The 15,361-nt window shown below is 64.9% G+C and carries 24 protein-coding genes; 8 read left to right on the forward strand and 16 right to left on the reverse strand.

The genetic code is table 11. The annotated features are described in order from the left end of the window. The first annotated feature begins 82 nt into the window (after window positions 1-82). From HTY51_RS15445 to lipA, 5 genes are all read left to right on the forward strand, one after another. On the forward strand, window positions 83-529 hold the full coding sequence (locus HTY51_RS15445) for a CopD family protein (RefSeq protein WP_174253554.1): 447 nt from the start codon (window positions 83-85) through the stop codon (window positions 527-529). A gap of 33 nt (window positions 530-562) precedes the next feature. Then, window positions 563-1,456 carry a D-amino acid aminotransferase gene (locus HTY51_RS15450; RefSeq protein WP_174253555.1) on the forward strand — a complete coding sequence of 298 codons (894 nt, stop codon included), beginning with the start codon at window positions 563-565 and terminating at the stop codon, window positions 1,454-1,456. Window positions 1,457-1,589: 133 nt separating this feature from the next. After that, window positions 1,590-1,802, forward strand: a complete 213-nt coding sequence (locus tag HTY51_RS18675) for a YbeD family protein (protein ID WP_254607072.1) — start codon at window positions 1,590-1,592, stop codon at window positions 1,800-1,802. Continuing rightward, window positions 1,802-2,485: a lipoyl(octanoyl) transferase LipB gene (lipB, locus tag HTY51_RS15460; RefSeq protein ID WP_174253557.1), complete on the forward strand. Its 684-nt coding sequence runs from the start codon at window positions 1,802-1,804 to the stop codon at window positions 2,483-2,485. Before HTY51_RS18675 ends, lipB begins: the two co-directional genes overlap by 1 nt. 11 nt (window positions 2,486-2,496) lie before the next feature. Then, the gene (gene lipA, locus HTY51_RS15465; RefSeq protein ID WP_174253558.1) at window positions 2,497-3,483 is read left to right on the forward strand and encodes a lipoyl synthase; all 987 of its coding nucleotides are present in this window, start codon (window positions 2,497-2,499) and stop codon (window positions 3,481-3,483) included. Between the two features lie 18 nt (window positions 3,484-3,501). Here the strand turns inward: lipA and HTY51_RS15470 are convergent, their stop codons facing one another. The 7 genes from HTY51_RS15470 to HTY51_RS15500 all read right to left on the reverse strand — a co-directional run bounded on the left by HTY51_RS15470 (window position 3,502) and on the right by HTY51_RS15500 (window position 8,996). Further along, complete coding sequence (locus HTY51_RS15470; RefSeq protein ID WP_174253559.1) at window positions 3,502-3,849, reverse strand: carboxymuconolactone decarboxylase family protein; 348 nt, start codon at window positions 3,847-3,849, stop codon at window positions 3,502-3,504. An 82-nt stretch (window positions 3,850-3,931) separates the two neighbouring features. Beyond that, entirely contained in the window at window positions 3,932-5,701 is a 1,770-nt protein-coding gene (gene ptsP / locus HTY51_RS15475; protein WP_174253560.1) for a phosphoenolpyruvate--protein phosphotransferase, read from the reverse strand. Window positions 5,702-5,803: 102 nt separating this feature from the next. Further along, window positions 5,804-6,073: an HPr family phosphocarrier protein gene (locus HTY51_RS15480; RefSeq protein WP_174253561.1), complete on the reverse strand. Its 270-nt coding sequence runs from the start codon at window positions 6,071-6,073 to the stop codon at window positions 5,804-5,806. A gap of 26 nt (window positions 6,074-6,099) precedes the next feature. Then, a complete protein-coding gene (locus tag HTY51_RS15485) occupies window positions 6,100-6,498 on the reverse strand; it encodes a PTS sugar transporter subunit IIA (protein WP_174253562.1) in 399 nt (132 codons plus the stop codon). 10 nt (window positions 6,499-6,508) lie between these two features. Then, window positions 6,509-7,729, reverse strand: coding sequence for an MFS transporter (locus HTY51_RS15490; protein ID WP_174253563.1), 1,221 nt, complete (start codon window positions 7,727-7,729; stop codon window positions 6,509-6,511). After that, on the reverse strand, window positions 7,726-8,241 hold the full coding sequence (locus tag HTY51_RS15495; RefSeq protein WP_174253564.1) for a hypothetical protein: 516 nt from the start codon (window positions 8,239-8,241) through the stop codon (window positions 7,726-7,728). The genes HTY51_RS15490 and HTY51_RS15495 overlap by 4 nt, the downstream gene beginning before the upstream one ends. A 44-nt stretch (window positions 8,242-8,285) precedes the next feature. Then, window positions 8,286-8,996 carry a DUF4197 domain-containing protein gene (locus tag HTY51_RS15500; protein ID WP_174253565.1) on the reverse strand — a complete coding sequence of 237 codons (711 nt, stop codon included), beginning with the start codon at window positions 8,994-8,996 and terminating at the stop codon, window positions 8,286-8,288. Between the two features lie 16 nt (window positions 8,997-9,012). Between HTY51_RS15500 and HTY51_RS15505 the strand changes: the two genes are divergently transcribed. Next, window positions 9,013-9,510 carry a TlpA disulfide reductase family protein gene (locus HTY51_RS15505; protein ID WP_174253566.1) on the forward strand — a complete coding sequence of 166 codons (498 nt, stop codon included), beginning with the start codon at window positions 9,013-9,015 and terminating at the stop codon, window positions 9,508-9,510. An 82-nt stretch (window positions 9,511-9,592) separates the two neighbouring features. Here HTY51_RS15505 and HTY51_RS15510 read toward each other — a convergent pair whose 3' ends face one another. Continuing rightward, window positions 9,593-10,045, reverse strand: coding sequence for a cytochrome c (locus HTY51_RS15510; protein ID WP_174253567.1), 453 nt, complete (start codon window positions 10,043-10,045; stop codon window positions 9,593-9,595). Window positions 10,046-10,185: 140 nt separating this feature from the next. Between HTY51_RS15510 and HTY51_RS15515 the strand changes: the two genes are divergently transcribed. Further along, window positions 10,186-10,848, forward strand: coding sequence for a cytochrome b/b6 domain-containing protein (locus HTY51_RS15515; RefSeq protein WP_174253568.1), 663 nt, complete (start codon window positions 10,186-10,188; stop codon window positions 10,846-10,848). Between the two features lie 7 nt (window positions 10,849-10,855). On the opposite strand, the gene HTY51_RS15520 is transcribed toward HTY51_RS15515, so the two are convergent. Beyond that, window positions 10,856-11,716: a M48 family metallopeptidase gene (locus HTY51_RS15520; protein WP_174253569.1), complete on the reverse strand. Its 861-nt coding sequence runs from the start codon at window positions 11,714-11,716 to the stop codon at window positions 10,856-10,858. A gap of 18 nt (window positions 11,717-11,734) precedes the next feature. Here HTY51_RS15520 and HTY51_RS15525 point away from each other — a divergent pair, with 18 nt between their 5' ends. Continuing rightward, entirely contained in the window at window positions 11,735-12,238 is a 504-nt protein-coding gene (locus tag HTY51_RS15525; RefSeq protein ID WP_174253570.1) for a GNAT family N-acetyltransferase, read from the forward strand. 81 nt (window positions 12,239-12,319) lie between these two features. Here the strand turns inward: HTY51_RS15525 and HTY51_RS15530 are convergent, their stop codons facing one another. The 7 genes from HTY51_RS15530 to rpsS form a co-directional block, all read right to left on the reverse strand. Continuing rightward, window positions 12,320-12,826 (reverse strand): peroxiredoxin, encoded by a 507-nt coding sequence (locus HTY51_RS15530; RefSeq protein ID WP_174253571.1) that lies wholly within the window; start codon window positions 12,824-12,826, stop codon window positions 12,320-12,322. Between the two features lie 98 nt (window positions 12,827-12,924). Next, a complete protein-coding gene (rpsQ, locus tag HTY51_RS15535; RefSeq protein WP_057674135.1) occupies window positions 12,925-13,194 on the reverse strand; it encodes a 30S ribosomal protein S17 in 270 nt (89 codons plus the stop codon). Between the two features lie 10 nt (window positions 13,195-13,204). Beyond that, window positions 13,205-13,399 (reverse strand): 50S ribosomal protein L29, encoded by a 195-nt coding sequence (gene rpmC / locus HTY51_RS15540; protein ID WP_174253572.1) that lies wholly within the window; start codon window positions 13,397-13,399, stop codon window positions 13,205-13,207. 16 nt (window positions 13,400-13,415) lie between these two features. Beyond that, a complete protein-coding gene (gene rplP / locus HTY51_RS15545) occupies window positions 13,416-13,832 on the reverse strand; it encodes a 50S ribosomal protein L16 (protein ID WP_174253573.1) in 417 nt (138 codons plus the stop codon). Between the two features lie 2 nt (window positions 13,833-13,834). Further along, window positions 13,835-14,725 (reverse strand): 30S ribosomal protein S3, encoded by an 891-nt coding sequence (gene rpsC, locus HTY51_RS15550; RefSeq protein ID WP_174253574.1) that lies wholly within the window; start codon window positions 14,723-14,725, stop codon window positions 13,835-13,837. A 15-nt stretch (window positions 14,726-14,740) separates the two neighbouring features. Then, complete coding sequence (gene rplV, locus HTY51_RS15555; protein ID WP_057674139.1) at window positions 14,741-15,070, reverse strand: 50S ribosomal protein L22; 330 nt, start codon at window positions 15,068-15,070, stop codon at window positions 14,741-14,743. A gap of 11 nt (window positions 15,071-15,081) precedes the next feature. Beyond that, window positions 15,082-15,360, reverse strand: a complete 279-nt coding sequence (gene rpsS / locus HTY51_RS15560; protein WP_057674140.1) for a 30S ribosomal protein S19 — start codon at window positions 15,358-15,360, stop codon at window positions 15,082-15,084. Between the last annotated feature and the right edge of the window lies 1 nt (window position 15,361).

A 15,361-nucleotide genomic window follows, 5' to 3' on the forward strand; every position in this document is an offset into this window, starting at 1 on the left:
CATATCCGACCAGCATCGCAGGACAAAGCCGTCCCACCCCGAAAAAATGGCGTCGACAGCGCCCCGCACCAGGAAAACCGCCATGTACACCTTGCTCAAGTTCTTCCACCTGGCCGCCGCCATCGTCTGGCTGGGTGGCATGGCCTTCGTGCTGCTGGCGCTGCGCCCCAGCCTGGGTACGCTGCAGACGCCCGCCCAGCGCCTGCCCCTGCTGGCGGCGGTGCTGCGCCGCTTTTTCGCCGCGGTCTGGGTCTCGATCGGGGTGCTGCTGCTCAGCGGCGCCTATATGCTGGGCCACGCCGGGGGACAGGCGGCGCCGATCGGCTGGCACCTGATGACGGGCATCGGCACCCTGATGTTTCTTATTTTTGGTCATATCTATTTCGCCTTTTACCGACCTATTCAGCGCGCCATCGCCGCCAGCGACTGGCCGACCGCAGGCCGCAAAGCCGGCGGCCTATCCAAACTGGTCACCGTCAACTTCGTGCTCGGCTGGCTGGCGATCGCCGCTGTCAGCTTCCTGGCCTGAACCCCCTTTCCCGATTTCGCGAGGACTGCCACGATGCTGCCCCCCCTGCCCTGTTACCTGAACGGTGAGTACACGCTGTTGCCCGACGCCAAGGTCAGCGTCATGGACCGCGGTTTCATCTTCGGCGACGGCATCTATGAAGTGGTCCCCGTTTATGGCCGCTGCCTGTTCCGCTTCGAGCAGCACATGGCCCGGCTGGAGCGCAGCCTGGCCGAACTGCGCATACCCAACCCGCACACACGCAGCCAATGGCGCGCCATTGCCGAGCGACTGGTCGCCGACTTCACCCGCGGCACGGGCGAAGACCCGGAAAAGACCGAGCAGATGGTCTACATCCAGGTCACACGCGGGGTGGCCATGCGCGACCATGCCATGCTGCCCGGCCTCACGCCCACGGTGTTTGTCATGACCAACACCATGAAGCTCCCCGCCGAGGGCCTGCGCCAGAACGGCGTGAGCTGCGTGACGGCCGAGGACTTCCGCTGGGAGAAGGCGCACATCAAGAGCACCAGCCTGCTGGGTGCGGTGCTGGCGCGCCAGATCAGCGTGGACGCCGGGGCCACCGAGACCATCATGTTCCGCGCGGGCCAACTCAGTGAAGGCGCGTCCAGCAATGTCTGGATCGTGAAGGACGGTGTGCTGCTCGGCCCGCCGCGCGACAATCTCGTGCTCGAAGGCATACGCTACGGCCTGCTGGAAGAAATCTGCAAGACGCACGGCATTCCCTTCGAGCTGCGCGGCATCTCCCGCCAGGAAGTGCAGGCAGCCGACGAAGTCCTGCTGAGCTCAGCCACCAAGGAGGTGCTGCCCGTGACCCGCATCGATGGCCAGCCCGTGGGGGACGGCCACCCCGGCCCCGTCTACGCCCAACTTTACGCCGGCTACCAGGCCGCCAAACTGCAGGCCCGCCTGCGCCGACCCGCATGAGCGCCGCCCGGCCGCCAGCAGGCGCTCGCACCGCAGTGCACAGCACGGAGGTTCCCCAGTGAGTACCCCGCCCCCCAGCCCCTCGCGCACCGACAGCCTGATCGAGTACCCCTGCCGCTTCCCCATCAAGGTGATGGGCGCCAAGGTCGAGGGTTTCGTGCACGCCGTGACCACGGTCGCCCGCCAGTTCGACCCTGGCTTCGACGCTGCCACCGTCGAGTTGCGCGAAAGCAAGGGTGGCAACTACCTGGGCGTGACCATCACCATCACGGCCACCAGCCGCGAGCAGCTCGACGAGCTCTACCGCACCCTCTCGACCCACCCCATGGTGAAGGTCGTGCTCTGATGGACCTGCGTCTGCTCGGCCGGGTGGACTATGGACCGACCTATGCGGCCATGCAGGACTACACGGCCACGCGCACGGCCGACACGCCCGACGCGCTCTGGGTCTGCGAACACCCGCCGGTGTTCACGCAAGGCCTGGCCGGCCAGGCCGACCATGTGCTGGTGCCGGGCGACATCCCGGTGGTCGCCAGCAACCGCGGTGGCCAGGTGACCTACCATGGGCCGGGCCAGGTCGTGGCCTACCCGCTCATCGATCTCAAGCGGGCCGGTTATTTCGTCAAGGAATACGTCTACCGGCTCGAAGAGGCCGTGATCCGCACCCTGGCGCATTACGGCGTGACGGGCCACCGTGTGGCGGGCGCCCCCGGCATCTATGTCCGCCTGGACGATCCGCGCGGCCACGCACCGCTGCCGCAGCGCCCGCAAAAGGGCGCCACCACCGGCACGCCCGATTTCACGGGCCTGGGCAAGATCGCCGCCCTGGGCATCAAGGTCAGCCGCAACTGCACCTACCACGGCCTGGCGCTGAACGTGGCCATGGACCTGGAACCCTACTTGCGGATCAACCCCTGCGGCTACGCCGGGCTGCCCTCCGTGGACCTTTCTACAATCGGGGTATCCGTCGACTGGACGGACGCCGCCCACGTGTTGAGCCACAAGCTCCAGAACCACCTCCAGCCCTGAAGGCCCCCGCCATGAGCACCCCCACCACCGTGCGCGACGCACAAAGCGTCGAGACCTACGACCCGGCCGCCAAACAGAAGGCCGCCGCCAAGCTCTCGCGCATCCCGGTCAAGGTGGAGGCCGGCGAGGTGCTCAAGAAACCCGACTGGATCCGCGTCAAGGCCGGCTCGCCGAGCACACGTTTCTACGAGATCAAGGACATCCTGCGCGCCAACAAGCTGGTGACGGTCTGCGAGGAAGCCAGCTGCCCCAATATCGGCGAATGCTTCGGCAAGGGCACCGCCACCTTCATGATCATGGGCGACAAGTGCACGCGCCGCTGCCCTTTCTGCGACGTGGGCCATGGCCGCCCCGATCCGCTGGACGTGAACGAGCCGGAGAACCTGGCCAAGACCATCGCCGCGCTCAAGCTCAAGTACGTGGTCATCACCAGCGTGGACCGTGACGACCTGCGTGACGGTGGCGCCGGCCACTTCGTCGACTGCATCCGCAAGACACGCGAACTCTCACCCGACACGCAGATCGAGGTGCTGGTGCCCGACTTCCGCGGCCGCGACGACCGCGCACTGGACATCCTCAAGGCCGCGCCGCCCGACGTGATGAACCACAATATGGAAACCGTGCCGCGCCTGTACAAACAGGCCCGCCCGGGCAGCGACTACCAGTTCTCGCTGAACCTGCTGAAGAAGTTCAAGGCCCTGTTCCCCGAGGTGCCAACCAAGAGCGGCCTGATGGTGGGCCTGGGCGAGACCGACGAGGAAATTCTGGACGTGATGCGTGACATGCGCGCCCACGACATCGAGATGCTGACCATCGGCCAGTACCTGGCCCCGTCCTCCTCCCACCTGCCGGTCAAGCGCTACGTGCACCCCGACACCTTCAGGATGTTCGAGGAAGAGGCCTACAAGATGGGTTTCACGCACGCCGCCGTCGGCGCCATGGTGCGCTCGAGCTACCACGCCGACCAGCAGGCCCACGCCGCCAGCCTGGCGCGCTGAGCGCCGGCTCCCCGCAACTCAGGCCGGCGCCATGGCGTCCCAGGCCTTGAGGGCCTCGGCCGCATACATCAGGGCCGGGCCGCCGCCCATGTAGACACACACCGCCAGCGTCTCTTCGAGTTCGGCCCGTGTGCAATCGAGCCGGCGCAGGGCCTTGACGTGAAAACCGATACAGCCCGAGCAGCGTTGCGTGACCCCGATGGCCAGCGCCATCAGTTCCTTGTGCTTGGTGCTGAGCGCCCCTTCGGCCATGGACGCGCGCGCCAGTTGGCCAAACCCGGCCATGGCCTCGGTCTGCGCCTTGCGGAAGGGGGCCAAGCTTTCATTGATGTCCTGGATCAGGCCTGGGTGGTCAAAGGTGCTCATGGACAGACTGCGGAAGGGTTGATACCCGGGCAAGTATCAACCGGCACCGGCACCCCGGCCTTGATGCAGCGCAAAGCCGCGTTCAGGCGTTGATCGCGATGGAGGGCTCGTCGGCAGCCAGCACGCCTTGTGCCCAGGGCTGCAGGCGGCCGGTGTCGGCGCGCAGCACCTCCTGCTTGACCGCCAGGATCTGGGCCGGGTGCATGGAGAAGCTGCGCAGCCCCAGGCCCAGCAGCAGGCGGGTCATGGCCACATCACCGGCCATCTCGCCGCAGACGCTGACTTCCTTGCCCTGGGTCCGGCATTCGGCAATCGTGTCGGCCAGCAGGCGCAGGACGGCGGGATGCAGGGGATCGTAGAGATGCGCCACCGACTCGTCGGCGCGGTCGATCGCCAAGGTGTACTGGATCAGATCGTTGGTGCCCACCGACAGGTAGTCGAAATGCCTGAGGAAGGTCTTGAGCATCAGGGCCGCCGCCGGAATCTCGATCATGGCGCCCAGCAGCACCGGACCGTAAGGACGACCCTCGCGCTGCAGCTCGGCGCGCGCCTGTTCGACCAGGGCCAGGGTCTGGCGGATCTCGCTCAGGTGCGCCAGCATGGGGATCAGCATCTTCACCGGACCATGCGCCGCGGCGCGCAGGATGGCGCGCAACTGCGTCAGGAACATGGACGGGTCGGCCAGGCTCCAGCGGATGGCGCGCAGGCCCAGGGCCGGGTTGAGGTGATTGCCTTCGATCACGTTGCTGTCCATGGGCTTGTCGGCGCCTATGTCCACGGTGCGGATGGTGACCGGCAAGCCCCCCATGCCTTCGACGGCACGGCAATAGGCCCGGTACTGTTCTTCCTCGTCGGGCAGGTGGCCCTGGCGACCCATGAAGAGGAATTCGCTGCGGAACAGGCCGACGCCCACGGCACCGGCCTTCATGGCCGCATGCGCGTCTTCCGGCATCTCGATATTGGCCAGCAGCTCGACTTTCTCGCCGTCCAGCGTGACCGCGGGCGTGTCCAGCAGGCGCCCCAGGCGGCTACGCTCCAGGTCCAGCTGGCGTTGCTTGTACTGGTACTCGGCCAGGATGATGGGCGAGGGGTCGACGATCACCACGCCGGCATCGCCGTCGATGATGACCCAGTCGTCCTGGCGCACCAGCTGGCTGGCCGTGCGCGCGCCCACCACGGCCGGGATGTCCATGCTGCGCGCCACGATGGCGGTGTGCGAAGTCTTGCCGCCGACGTCGGTGACGAAACCCGCAAACACGCCCTGCTTGAACTGCAGCATGTCCGAAGGCGAGATCTCGTGCGCGATCAGCACCAGCGGCGTGTCGGTGTCCTCCAGCTGCAACTCGGCCGAGGACGTCTTGCGGGCGGTGTCCTTGCCGGCGGGCAGGCCGGAGGTGGTCTGGCCCAGCATGGCGCGCAGCACCTTCTCGGTGATCTGCTCCAGATCGGCCTTGCGCTCGCGCAGGTACTCGTCCTCCATCTCGTCGAACTGCCGCGCCACCATCTCCAGCTGGGTGGTCAGCGCCCACTCGGCGTTGTAGAGCCGGTCGCGGATCCAGTGCTTGACGCCGCCCACCATCTCCTCGTCCTGCAGCAGCATGAGGTGCACGTCGAGCAGGGCCTTGAGTTCATGGGGCGCATCCTTGGGGCCCAGTTGCGAGATGGTCTGCTGCAGGCGGTGGAGCTCGTCGACCACCGCGTCGCGCCCGCGCTTCACGCGCTCGATTTCGCGTTCCACCTGGGCGGGCTCGATGAAGTAGTGCGCCACATCCACGCGGCTGCTGGCCACCAGCACGGCGCGCCCGATGGCGATGCCGCGCGCGACTGCCAGGCCGTGGATGGAAAAGGTCATGGTGAATTCCTAGCCGGTTTCGCCGCCGGGCCGCCCCAAGGCGAAACACGGCCCCCTCGAGGGGCAGGGAGCCACACGCAGTGGGCAACCGTGGGGGTCATGTCACTCGCCCTCGCCAAACTTGTCGTTGATCAGCGCCAGCAGCGCATCGATCGCTTCCTGGGCCTTGTCGCCCTGGGCCTCGATCTCGATGGCACTCCCCAGGCCGGCGGCCAGCATCATCACGCCCATGATGCTCTTGGCGTTCACGCGACGTTCGCCGCGCGCCAGAAAAATCTCGCAGGGGAAACTGCCCGCCAGCTTGGTGAGCTTGGCCGAGGCACGGGCATGCAGCCCGAGCTTGTTGCTGATGGTGGCACTGGCCTTGATCATTCCTTGGTTCCCCGTCTTAACCTTGTTCAAACGCTTGTGCCGCCCGTGACCTGCAGCACACCCTGGATCCCGCCTTGCAAAGCCCGCGCCATCAGATCGTCCAATGGCTCGTGCTGGTAGGTCACCGCCCGCAGCAGCATGGGCAGGTTGACACCGGCGAGCAGCCGCGCCTCGCGCCCCTCCTGCAACTGGCGGGCCACATTGCAGGGCGTGGCCCCCAGCACATCGGTCAGCAGCAGCAGCGGTGCCGGCCCCAGGGAGGCCGCAGCCTGCCGCGCCAGCGCAACGCTCTGGTCGACGGCAGCGTCCGGCAACACGTCCACGGCCACCACGCCTCCCACCCGGTCGGCAAACACATGGGCCACGCACTGGCGCAGCGCACTGGCCAGCGGCGCGTGGGCGATGATGACGATGCCGGTGCTCATGCTGACCTGATTATGTCTTTTTCGCTGCCAGGAAATAGATGTAGGACAGCAGGTTCAGCAAGAGGAACACACCGAGCGCCCCCTGGAAGGCCTGTGCCTGCGCCCAGCCCTGTGCGACAAACGCATCGATCAGCAGGCCGATGCCCCACTGCACTACGAACACACCTGCGAAGATGACAAGGTTGTAGGCCGACAGGGCCCGCCCGGCCAGTTCGGTGGCAAACGCCATGCCCACGGCCGGCTGCGCCAGCGAGAGAAAGGTGGAGGTCAGACAGAACAGGGCCCACAGCAGACCGGCATGGGCCGCGGCGGCTTCGCCGCTGAACACGATGACCGCCAGCACCAGCAGGCTCAGGGGGGTGCCCCAGGCGATCAGCTGGTTGGTATGCACGCCGCGGCGGGTCAGGCGCGGAATCAGCAGGCCCCAGGACCAGAAGGCGGCCAGCATGGTGACGTTGATCCAGAACAGGCCGGTGGCCGCCTGCACCGGTGTGTAACCCCCCACCCGGATCATCCAGGGCACGGCCCACAGGGTCTGGATGGCGACCATGCCGCCGTAATTGAAAAAACCCACGGGTGTCATGCGGCGGAAGTAGGGATGACGCCAGACTTCGGCGTAGCTCCCTGCGCCTGTGCCTGTTGCCGCCGGTGCCACGCTGTGCTGCCAGCGCGGCACCTGCCAGGCGATGACGACCATGGACAGCAGCAGCATGGCCGCCAGCCCCCAGAACAGGGGACGCCAGCCGTAGGCCGGCAACAGCCACTGCACCGGCAACGTGGAAGCCACCATGCCCATGGAGCCGGTCATCAGCATCCAGGAATTGGCGCGCAGCTGGCTGGCCGGATCCAGCCAGCGGCGGAAACCGGTCAGCGGTGCCATCAGGCAGGCCGCCAGCCCGACGCCGCAGAGCACGCGCGCCAGCAGCAGGCCCCCGAAACTGTTGGCCAGTGAAAACGCCACGCAGCCGCCGACGGCAACCGCCAGGAAACCGAGGATCACCGTCTTCGGCCCCTGCCGGTCCAGCCAGCGTCCCAAGGGCAACTGCATGGCGGCAAAACCCAGGAAGTAACCCCCGGCCAGCAGGCCCAGATCGCGCGCATGCAGCGAGAACTCCTGGGTCAGCTGCGGCGAGAGCGTGGCGGTGATGGCGCGGATCAGGGCCGAGAAGAAATAGGCAAAGGCAAAGGCCAGAAACACCAGCATGGCCCCGCGGCGGCTCAGGGTGTTCATGGCAACTCCAGGCCGCTGAAGAAGGGTTCGCTCATCTCGGTGCTGATGCGATCGGCATAGACCACGGCGTGGTACAGGCGCGTGCCCCGCGCGAACCACACCGCCCGTGCCACGATCGGCCGGCCATCGGGTCGTAAACCCTGGGCGCTCAGCTGCACAGGCTCCAGGGACAGGCCAGCGCCCCTGAGCGCCCAGGGGCTGCTGGCCGAGGTGCTGGCCTGCAGGGTGCCCAGCAGGCTGGCCTGCCATTGCACCTGCACAGCCAGCGCATGGGCTGCATCGCCGAGTTCGACCACGGACAGGGCGTACAGGGCGCCGCCGGCTTCGCAGCCCAGCATGCGCAGCTCCAGTTCCCGCCCTGCGATGCTCTGGCGCCTATCGGCCTGATCCGGCTTGCAGGGCAGCAAGGCCTTCAGTTCGCCGCCGGCCAGGCGGACTTCGCGCCAGTTGAGGGCAGGGCTGCAGGCAAGCAGCAGGAGAACAAGGCTGGTAAGCAGTAAACGGCGCGGCATGCGCGGATTATCCCCGCCGCTGACTGGTGCTCGCTCAGGACGCACTACTTGAGTGCGCCAAACACCTTGCCGAGGATCGCACTGCCTGTCCCGACCGGATCGCGCCTGATCTTGCGCTCTTCTTCGCCGATCATGAAATAAAGCCCGTCGAGTGCCTTGCCCGTCACGTATTGTTCGATGCTCGCGTCCTCGCGACGCAGCAAGCCGAAGTCGGCGGCCTTGCCCGCAACACGGTTGTACTGGCCAGCCAACCCGACGCGCTCGGTGCTCTGCGTCACCACGGGCAGGAACTTCGCGCCCAGCGGCAGGCGCGTCTTCTCGGCAAAGAAGGTAGTGACCGAGGTATCGCCGCCCCGCAGGATCTTCTTGCCGTCCTCCACGCTCATGCCGCGTACCGCCGCCAGCATGAGCTCCTGCGCCTGGGGAACCGCCGCTTCTGCGGCCCGGTTCATGGTGCTTACCAGCTCGTCCAGCCGCCGGCCCTGGCCCAGCTTGCGCAGCATCTTCTCGTTTTCCTGCAACTGCTTTGGCAGGGGAATCCTGACCTTGTCATTGCCCAGGAAGCCGTTGGGCTGGCTCAACTGGCTGATGGCCAGCCTGGAGCCGCGCTCCAGCGCCGTCTTCAGCGCTTGCACGGCCTCCCCCTGGGTGAGTTCGGCCAGGGTGAGCGCCTGGGCCCTCAGCGCCAGCAGGCCGGGAACTCCGGCCAGCAGCAGCGGTCCAAGTCCAAGTTGACTAAACTTGCGTCGATCCATGTCTTTTCCCATCCCGATGAAACGTTCCCTCTATCTTGCCGCAGTTGTGGCCATCGCCGTCGCTGGCTGGCTGCTCCTGCGCACCCCGGGTTTCGGACCGGCGCCGGACTCCGCCTTTGTGCTGCTGGACGGGTCCCAGCAGAAGACCGCCGATTTTCGCGGCAAGGTGGTGCTGGTGAATTTCTGGGCGACCAGTTGCACCAGCTGCGTGGCCGAGATGCCCAAGCTCGTGGCCACCTATGACAAGTACCGTGAGCTCGGCTACGACACCGTGGCCGTGGCCATGAGCTACGACCCGCCGAGTTATGTCGTGAACTTCAGCCAGACGCGCAAGCTGCCCTTCAAGGTGGCCATCGACAACACCGGTGCGGTGGCCTCGGCCTGGGGCGATGTACGGCTGACCCCAACCACCTACCTGGTCGACAAGCGCGGGCAGATCGTCAAGCGTTATGTGGGCGAGCCCGATTTCGCCGAACTGCACCGCCTGATCGAAGACCTGCTGGCCCAGACCTGAGGTTTTCGCATCCCTGCCACCGCAATGAAGCAGGGGCAGCACGCGCTGCCCCTGTGAACGGTGTCCCGCGTACTGGCTGGGTTTATTTACCCCTGAAATCGTCGTGGCAGGCCTTGCAACTGCCCGAGGTGGACTGGAAGGCGGTCTTGATGCTGTCCAGATTGCCTGTACGGGCTGCGGCGGCCAGCTTGCCCATCTCGCCCTGCATCTTCTCTGCGGCGGCCTTGAACTTGGCCTGCTCCTTCCAGATTTCCGGCAGGGCCTTGGTGTCCCCCTTGTCCGTTCCCTCGCCAAAAGCAGCCCAGGGCAGGCGTGACATGGTTTCGGCGATAGCTGCATTCTCGGCCGCCACCTTGGCGTCAAACGGCGCCCGGCCGCTGGCCATGGCACCCACGCGCGCATAGTGCTGCTGCATCACGAACAAGGCATTCTTGCGGTATTTGATGGCGTCTTCGGGCTTGGCAAACTGGGCCGAGGCCGCGCCACTGAAACCGATGAGCGCCGCCGCGGCGATCAGGATGCTGACTTCTTTCATGTTCTTCCTTTGCTGGTAAACGGGAAGGTTCCCGCTCTTGGGAGCGATGATCTGCGCCAAAGTTCGCACGATCTGCCTCATCTCAGGGAAAATACCGAGCAGCACGCCCTGCTGTTCATCTTTCCTGACCAGGACTCCTCATGCCACATCTTGTCAGAATCTGGGACCTTCCGACCCGCCTCTTCCACTGGCTGCTGGCACTCTGTGTCATCGGCCTGGTCACCACGGCCCAGCTGGGTTACATGGAGTGGCACTTCCGTTTCGGTTACGGCGTGCTGACACTGCTGATCTTCCGCCTTTTCTGGGGCTTGGTCGGTGGCCACTGGTCGCGCTTTTCAGCCTTCCTCTACTCGCCCGCCAGCCTGTGGCGCTACCTCCGTGGCCACGCTGAACCCAACCATGAACTCGGCCACAGCCCGACCGGGGCCCTGTCCGTCTTTGCACTGCTTTTTTTCCTGTTGGCGCAGGTTGGTACAGGCCTGTTCAGCGACGATGAGATTGCCGCCAGTGGGCCGCTGGCCCGGCTGGCTTCGGGTGAGATCGTAAGCCTGGCAAGCTGGTATCACGGCAAGGTCGGCAAGCTGGTGCTGATCGTGCTTGTGATCACCCACATCCTGGTCATCCTTTATTACCTCTGGCGCAAACGGAAGAACCTGGTGCGCCCCATGATCTGGGGCGACAAGGAAGTACCCCTGCCAGCCATCTCCTCGCGTGACGATGCCCGCAGCCGCTGGCTGGCCCTCGCCTTGCTGCTGGTAAGCGCGGGTGCCGTCGCGCTGCTGCTCTGGCTGGCGGCCACCTGAATGCGCCTCAGCGCCTGCGGCTCTGCTCGTACAAGGGCATCACGACTTCGCTGATGCGGGCCAGGTCCTGCTGGCGTGATTCCGGTGCCGGGTGGGTGCTGAGAAATTCGGGCGGTCGCCCCCCGCCCAGCTGGTTCATCTTCTGCCACAGGCTGATGGCGGCACGCGGGTCATAACCCGCCCGCGCCGCCAGTTCGACCCCGATCACATCGGCCTCCTTTTCCGCCCCGCGGCTGCGCGGCAGGGTCAGGCTGACGTCCGTGATCATGTCCCCCAGGTCCGCCAGGGCCTGGTTGCCGGTCACGACAGCCAGCACCACGCCTGGCAACCGCGCCGCCTGCTGCAAGGACACCTGTTCACGCACATGCTCGCGCAGGGCATGCGCGATTTCATGCCCCATCACGGCGGCCAGTTCGTCGTCGGTGATCTTCAGCTTCTGGATCAGGCCGCTGTAGATGCCGATCTTGCCGCCCGCCATGCAGAAGGCATTGACCTGGTCGGTGTGAAAGACATTGGTCTCCCAGCGCCAGCCCGGGGCATCGGGGCGGAAGTGCGATGTCTGCGCGATCAGACGCGTGGCAATGCCCTGCACCCGCGCCAGCATGACGGCATCCAGGTTGAGTTGCTTCTTGCGTCCGGCCTCCTCCAGCATCTTGCGATAGGACTGGGCAGAAGCGGCATCCACTTGCGCGGCGCTCACCCCCATGTACTGGTTGCGCGTGACGCCGACCTGGCCCGCCGAGGTGGTCTGCACCGTCTGGCAAGCGGCCAGCAGACTGGCCGCCAGCCCCAGGGCCAACAACTGCCACAACGGCCGTGCGCCTGCCCACAGCGCCTGCTTGTGCCCCACGCTAAACTTGCTGTTCATTTGCCGATCATCCTTGCCGTGACCTCACCCATCGTCGAGATCCTGACGCCACAACTGCCCGCCGAGTTCGACACCGTGCGCGAGATTTTCCGCGAGTACGCCACCAGCCTCAACATCGATCTGTGCTTCCAGGGTTTTGAGCAGGAACTCGCCACCTTGCCGGGCGACTATGACATGCCGCGCGGTGCCCTGCTGCTGGCCCGGGTGGACGGTCAAGTCGCGGGTTGCTGCGCCTTGCGCCCCCTGGACAGCATTGATTATCCCAACGCCTGCGAGATGAAACGCCTGTTTGTCCGCAAGGCATTCCGTGGGCTTGGCCTGGGACGGCAACTGGCCGAAGCCGTGCTGGATGCGGCCCGCCTGCATGGCTACGACCACGTCCTCCTCGACACCCTGGACGACATGGAAGCCGCCCGGACCCTGTACGATGAACTCGGCTTTGTTGAAGTTCCGCCCTATTATCACAATCCGATAGCTGGTGCCCACTACCTGAAGGCGACCCTGCAGGGAACGATGCGCTGAGGTCCCCAATTAAAAAGCCACTGCAGGTCTGCAGTGGCTTTTTTCACAGGCGGTGCCGGCCTGCGAGGTGTTGGCCGCGGATCAGCCCTTGGCCTGGGCCAGCAGGGTCGCGGCGTCGCTGACCTCGAATTTGCCCGGGGCCTCGATGTTCAGGGTCTTCACCTTGCCATCCTTGACCAGCATGGAGTAACGGTTGCTGCGCAGGCCCATGCCACGGGCCGTCAGGTCCAGCGTGAGGCCGGTGGCCTTGGCGAAATCGGCGCTGCCGTCGCCCAGCATGCGCACTTTGCCATTGCTCTTCTGGTCACGCGCCCAGGCCCCCATGACAAAGGCATCATTCACGCTGACGCACCAGATCTCGTCGACACCGGCCGCCTTGAGCTCGTTGTACTTCTCGACATAACCAGGCACGTGCTTGGCGGAGCAGGTCGGGGTATAGGCGCCGGGCAAGCCAAAGATGGCGATCGTCTTGCCCGCCACGGCCTTGCTCACATCCACCGGGTTGGGACCGATGCTGCAGCCATTGCCTTCCACTTCGGAATATTCCATCAGCGTGGCGCCCGGCAGGTTATCACCGACTTTGATCATGTTGTGCTCCTCGAATTAGCAGTTGGGGTTGGCCAAAAAAAACGGCTCACGCATTGTGAGCCGTTTTTGTGTGTCCTGCAGCGTGCGCTGCAATGAACTTAGACCGCTGCAGCCTTTTCGACCAGACGGGTGGCAACCCAGTTCTTGGTCTTGGAAATCGGCTTGCTTTCGGTGATTTCGATCACGTCGCCCAGCTTGTACTCGCCCTTTTCGTCATGGGCGTGGTACTTGCTCGACTTGGCCACGATCTTGCCGTAGAGCTCGTGCATCACACGGCGCTCGACCAGCACGGTCACGGTCTTGGTGCGTTTGTCGCTGACCACCTTGCCAACCAAGGTGCGCTTGAGGGATTTTTTAGCTTCCGTCATTCAGTGCTCCTTATTTGGCGGCTTGCTTTTCAGCAAGGATGGTCTTGGCACGGGCGATGTCACGGCGGGTGTTGCCCAGCGTGGCCGTGTTGTTCAGTTGTTGCGTGGCTTTTTGCATGCGCAGGCCGAAGTGAGCCTTTTGCAGCTCCTTGACCTCGGCTTGCAGGCCGGCAACGTCTTTCTGGCGCAGTTCAGCAGCTTTCATTTCTTCATTCTCCTGATTACTGGCCGATCATGCGGGCCACAAAGGTGGTGCGCAACGGCAGCTTGGCGGCAGCCAGCTTGAACGCTTCACGGGCCAGCTCTTCGGGCACACCGACGATCTCGAACACGATCTTGCCGGGCTGGATTTCAGCCACGTAGTACTCCGGGTTGCCCTTGCCGTTACCCATACGCACTTCAGCGGGCTTCTGGGAGATCGGCTTGTCGGGGAACACGCGGATCCAGATGCGGCCGCCACGCTTGACGTGACGGGAGATGGCACGACGTGCCGCCTCGATCTGGCGAGCCGTCAGACGGCCGCGGTCGGTACATTTCAGGCCGAAGTCGCCAAAGGCCACCGAACTGCCACGGGTGGCAATACCGGTGTTGCGGCCTTTTTGCTCCTTGCGGTATTTTCTACGTGCAGGTTGCAGCATGTTTATTCTCCTTTGGCGCCGTCAGCTGCTGCAGCTGGCGCGGCGACTTTGCGGACGCGCTTAACGGCGGTTTTCGGGGCATCGGCACCAGTGGCCTCTGCGGGTTTGTCGCTGCCGTCAGCGGGCGCGGCGGCAGAGCCGGCCGGGCGACGGGCACCGCGGGGAGCCGCGGGACGGTCACCAGCAGGACGGCCTTCGCGACGCGGACCACGCGGACGACGCTCTTCTTCGGCACGCGGCTCGGTGGCTGCGGGCAGATCGTTACGGCCCAGGGTGTCACCCTTGTAGACCCAGACCTTGACGCCGATGACGCCGTAGGTGGTCTTGGCTTCCGAGGTGCCGTAGTCGATGTCGGCGCGCAGGGTGTGCAGCGGCACACGGCCTTCGCGGTACCACTCGGTCCGGGCGATCTCGATGCCGTTCAGGCGGCCAGCCGACATGATCTTGATGCCCAGGGCACCCAGACGCATGGCGTTCTGCATGGCGCGCTTCATGGCGCGGCGGAACATGATCCGCTTCTCGAGCTGCTGGGTGATGCTGTCGGCGATCAGCTTGGCATCGATTTCGGGCTTGCGCACTTCTTCGATGTTGACGGCCACCGGCACGCCCAGCTGCTTGCCCAGGTCACGCTTGAGGTTCTCGATGTCCTCGCCCTTCTTGCCGATCACGACACCCGGACGAGCCGAGAAAATCGTGATGCGGGCGTTCTTGGCGGGGCGCTCGATCAGCACGCGCGAAACGGAGGCGTTCTTCAGCTTGGCCTTCAGGTACTCGCGCACCTTGATGTCTTCGGCCAGCATGCCGGCGAAGTCACGGTTGCTCGCGTACCAACGCGAAGCCCAGTTACGGCTGACGGCGAGGCGGAAGCCGGTCGGGTTGATTTTTTGTCCCATATCCTTCTGACCTCTTTAGTTGCCGACCGTCACGTACACATGGCACGTGGGCTTGCTGATACGGTTGCCGCGGCCCTTGGCACGGGCGGTAAAACGCTTGAGCGTGGTGCCTTGCTCGACGTAGATGGTCTTGACCTTCAGTTCGTCGATATCGGCGCCGTCGTTGTGCTCGGCGTTGGCAATGGCGGACTCCAGAACCTTCTTGATGATCACGGCAGCTTTTTTCTGCGTGAACTGCAGGATGTTCAGGGCTTGGTCGACCTTCTTGCCACGGATCAGATCCGCGACCAGACGGCCCTTGTCCACCGACAGGCGGACACCACGAAGGGTTGCACGTGTTTCCATGTTCAATTCCCTTATTTCTTCTGGACTTTTTTGTCCGCAGGGTGGCCCTTGAAGGTGCGGGTCAGTGCGAACTCACCCAGCTTGTGGCCCACCATTTGGTCAGTGATGTAGACAGGTACGTGCTGCTTGCCGTTGTGCACGGCGATCGTCAGACCGATGAACTCGGGCAGGATCATGGAGCGACGCGACCAGGTCTTGATCGGCTTCTTGTCCTTGGTGGCAACGGCCTTGTCGACCTTGGCCACCAGGTGATGATCCACAAAGGGACCTTTTTTCAGAGAGCGTGTCATT

Origin of the sequence: Rhodoferax sp. BAB1, from assembly GCF_013334205.1 — a bacterium.
Lineage (GTDB): Bacteria > Pseudomonadota > Gammaproteobacteria > Burkholderiales > Burkholderiaceae_C > Hylemonella.

What these genes read in the sequence shown, in the direction of transcription:
- HTY51_RS15445 (WP_174253554.1), top strand. Translation starts at nt 83, where the DNA reads ATGTACACCTTGCTCAAGTTCTTCCACCTGGCCGCCGCCATCGTCTGG.
- HTY51_RS15450 (WP_174253555.1), top strand. Translation starts at nt 563, where the DNA reads ATGCTGCCCCCCCTGCCCTGTTACCTGAACGGTGAGTACACGCTGTTG.
- HTY51_RS18675 (WP_254607072.1), top strand. Translation starts at nt 1,590, where the DNA reads ATGGGCGCCAAGGTCGAGGGTTTCGTGCACGCCGTGACCACGGTCGCC.
- lipB (WP_174253557.1), top strand. Translation starts at nt 1,802, where the DNA reads ATGGACCTGCGTCTGCTCGGCCGGGTGGACTATGGACCGACCTATGCG.
- lipA (WP_174253558.1), top strand. Translation starts at nt 2,497, where the DNA reads ATGAGCACCCCCACCACCGTGCGCGACGCACAAAGCGTCGAGACCTAC.
- HTY51_RS15470 (WP_174253559.1), bottom strand. Translation starts at nt 3,849, where the DNA reads ATGAGCACCTTTGACCACCCAGGCCTGATCCAGGACATCAATGAAAGC.
- ptsP (WP_174253560.1), bottom strand. Translation starts at nt 5,701, where the DNA reads ATGACCTTTTCCATCCACGGCCTGGCAGTCGCGCGCGGCATCGCCATC.
- HTY51_RS15480 (WP_174253561.1), bottom strand. Translation starts at nt 6,073, where the DNA reads ATGATCAAGGCCAGTGCCACCATCAGCAACAAGCTCGGGCTGCATGCC.
- HTY51_RS15485 (WP_174253562.1), bottom strand. Translation starts at nt 6,498, where the DNA reads ATGAGCACCGGCATCGTCATCATCGCCCACGCGCCGCTGGCCAGTGCG.
- HTY51_RS15490 (WP_174253563.1), bottom strand. Translation starts at nt 7,729, where the DNA reads ATGAACACCCTGAGCCGCCGCGGGGCCATGCTGGTGTTTCTGGCCTTT.
- HTY51_RS15495 (WP_174253564.1), bottom strand. Translation starts at nt 8,241, where the DNA reads ATGCCGCGCCGTTTACTGCTTACCAGCCTTGTTCTCCTGCTGCTTGCC.
- HTY51_RS15500 (WP_174253565.1), bottom strand. Translation starts at nt 8,996, where the DNA reads ATGGATCGACGCAAGTTTAGTCAACTTGGACTTGGACCGCTGCTGCTG.
- HTY51_RS15505 (WP_174253566.1), top strand. Translation starts at nt 9,013, where the DNA reads ATGAAACGTTCCCTCTATCTTGCCGCAGTTGTGGCCATCGCCGTCGCT.
- HTY51_RS15510 (WP_174253567.1), bottom strand. Translation starts at nt 10,045, where the DNA reads ATGAAAGAAGTCAGCATCCTGATCGCCGCGGCGGCGCTCATCGGTTTC.
- HTY51_RS15515 (WP_174253568.1), top strand. Translation starts at nt 10,186, where the DNA reads ATGCCACATCTTGTCAGAATCTGGGACCTTCCGACCCGCCTCTTCCAC.
- HTY51_RS15520 (WP_174253569.1), bottom strand. Translation starts at nt 11,716, where the DNA reads ATGAACAGCAAGTTTAGCGTGGGGCACAAGCAGGCGCTGTGGGCAGGC.
- HTY51_RS15530 (WP_174253571.1), bottom strand. Translation starts at nt 12,826, where the DNA reads ATGATCAAAGTCGGTGATAACCTGCCGGGCGCCACGCTGATGGAATAT.
- rpsQ (WP_057674135.1), bottom strand. Translation starts at nt 13,194, where the DNA reads ATGACGGAAGCTAAAAAATCCCTCAAGCGCACCTTGGTTGGCAAGGTG.
- rpmC (WP_174253572.1), bottom strand. Translation starts at nt 13,399, where the DNA reads ATGAAAGCTGCTGAACTGCGCCAGAAAGACGTTGCCGGCCTGCAAGCC.
- rplP (WP_174253573.1), bottom strand. Translation starts at nt 13,832, where the DNA reads ATGCTGCAACCTGCACGTAGAAAATACCGCAAGGAGCAAAAAGGCCGC.
- rpsC (WP_174253574.1), bottom strand. Translation starts at nt 14,725, where the DNA reads ATGGGACAAAAAATCAACCCGACCGGCTTCCGCCTCGCCGTCAGCCGT.
- rplV (WP_057674139.1), bottom strand. Translation starts at nt 15,070, where the DNA reads ATGGAAACACGTGCAACCCTTCGTGGTGTCCGCCTGTCGGTGGACAAG.
- rpsS (WP_057674140.1), bottom strand. Translation starts at nt 15,360, where the DNA reads ATGACACGCTCTCTGAAAAAAGGTCCCTTTGTGGATCATCACCTGGTG.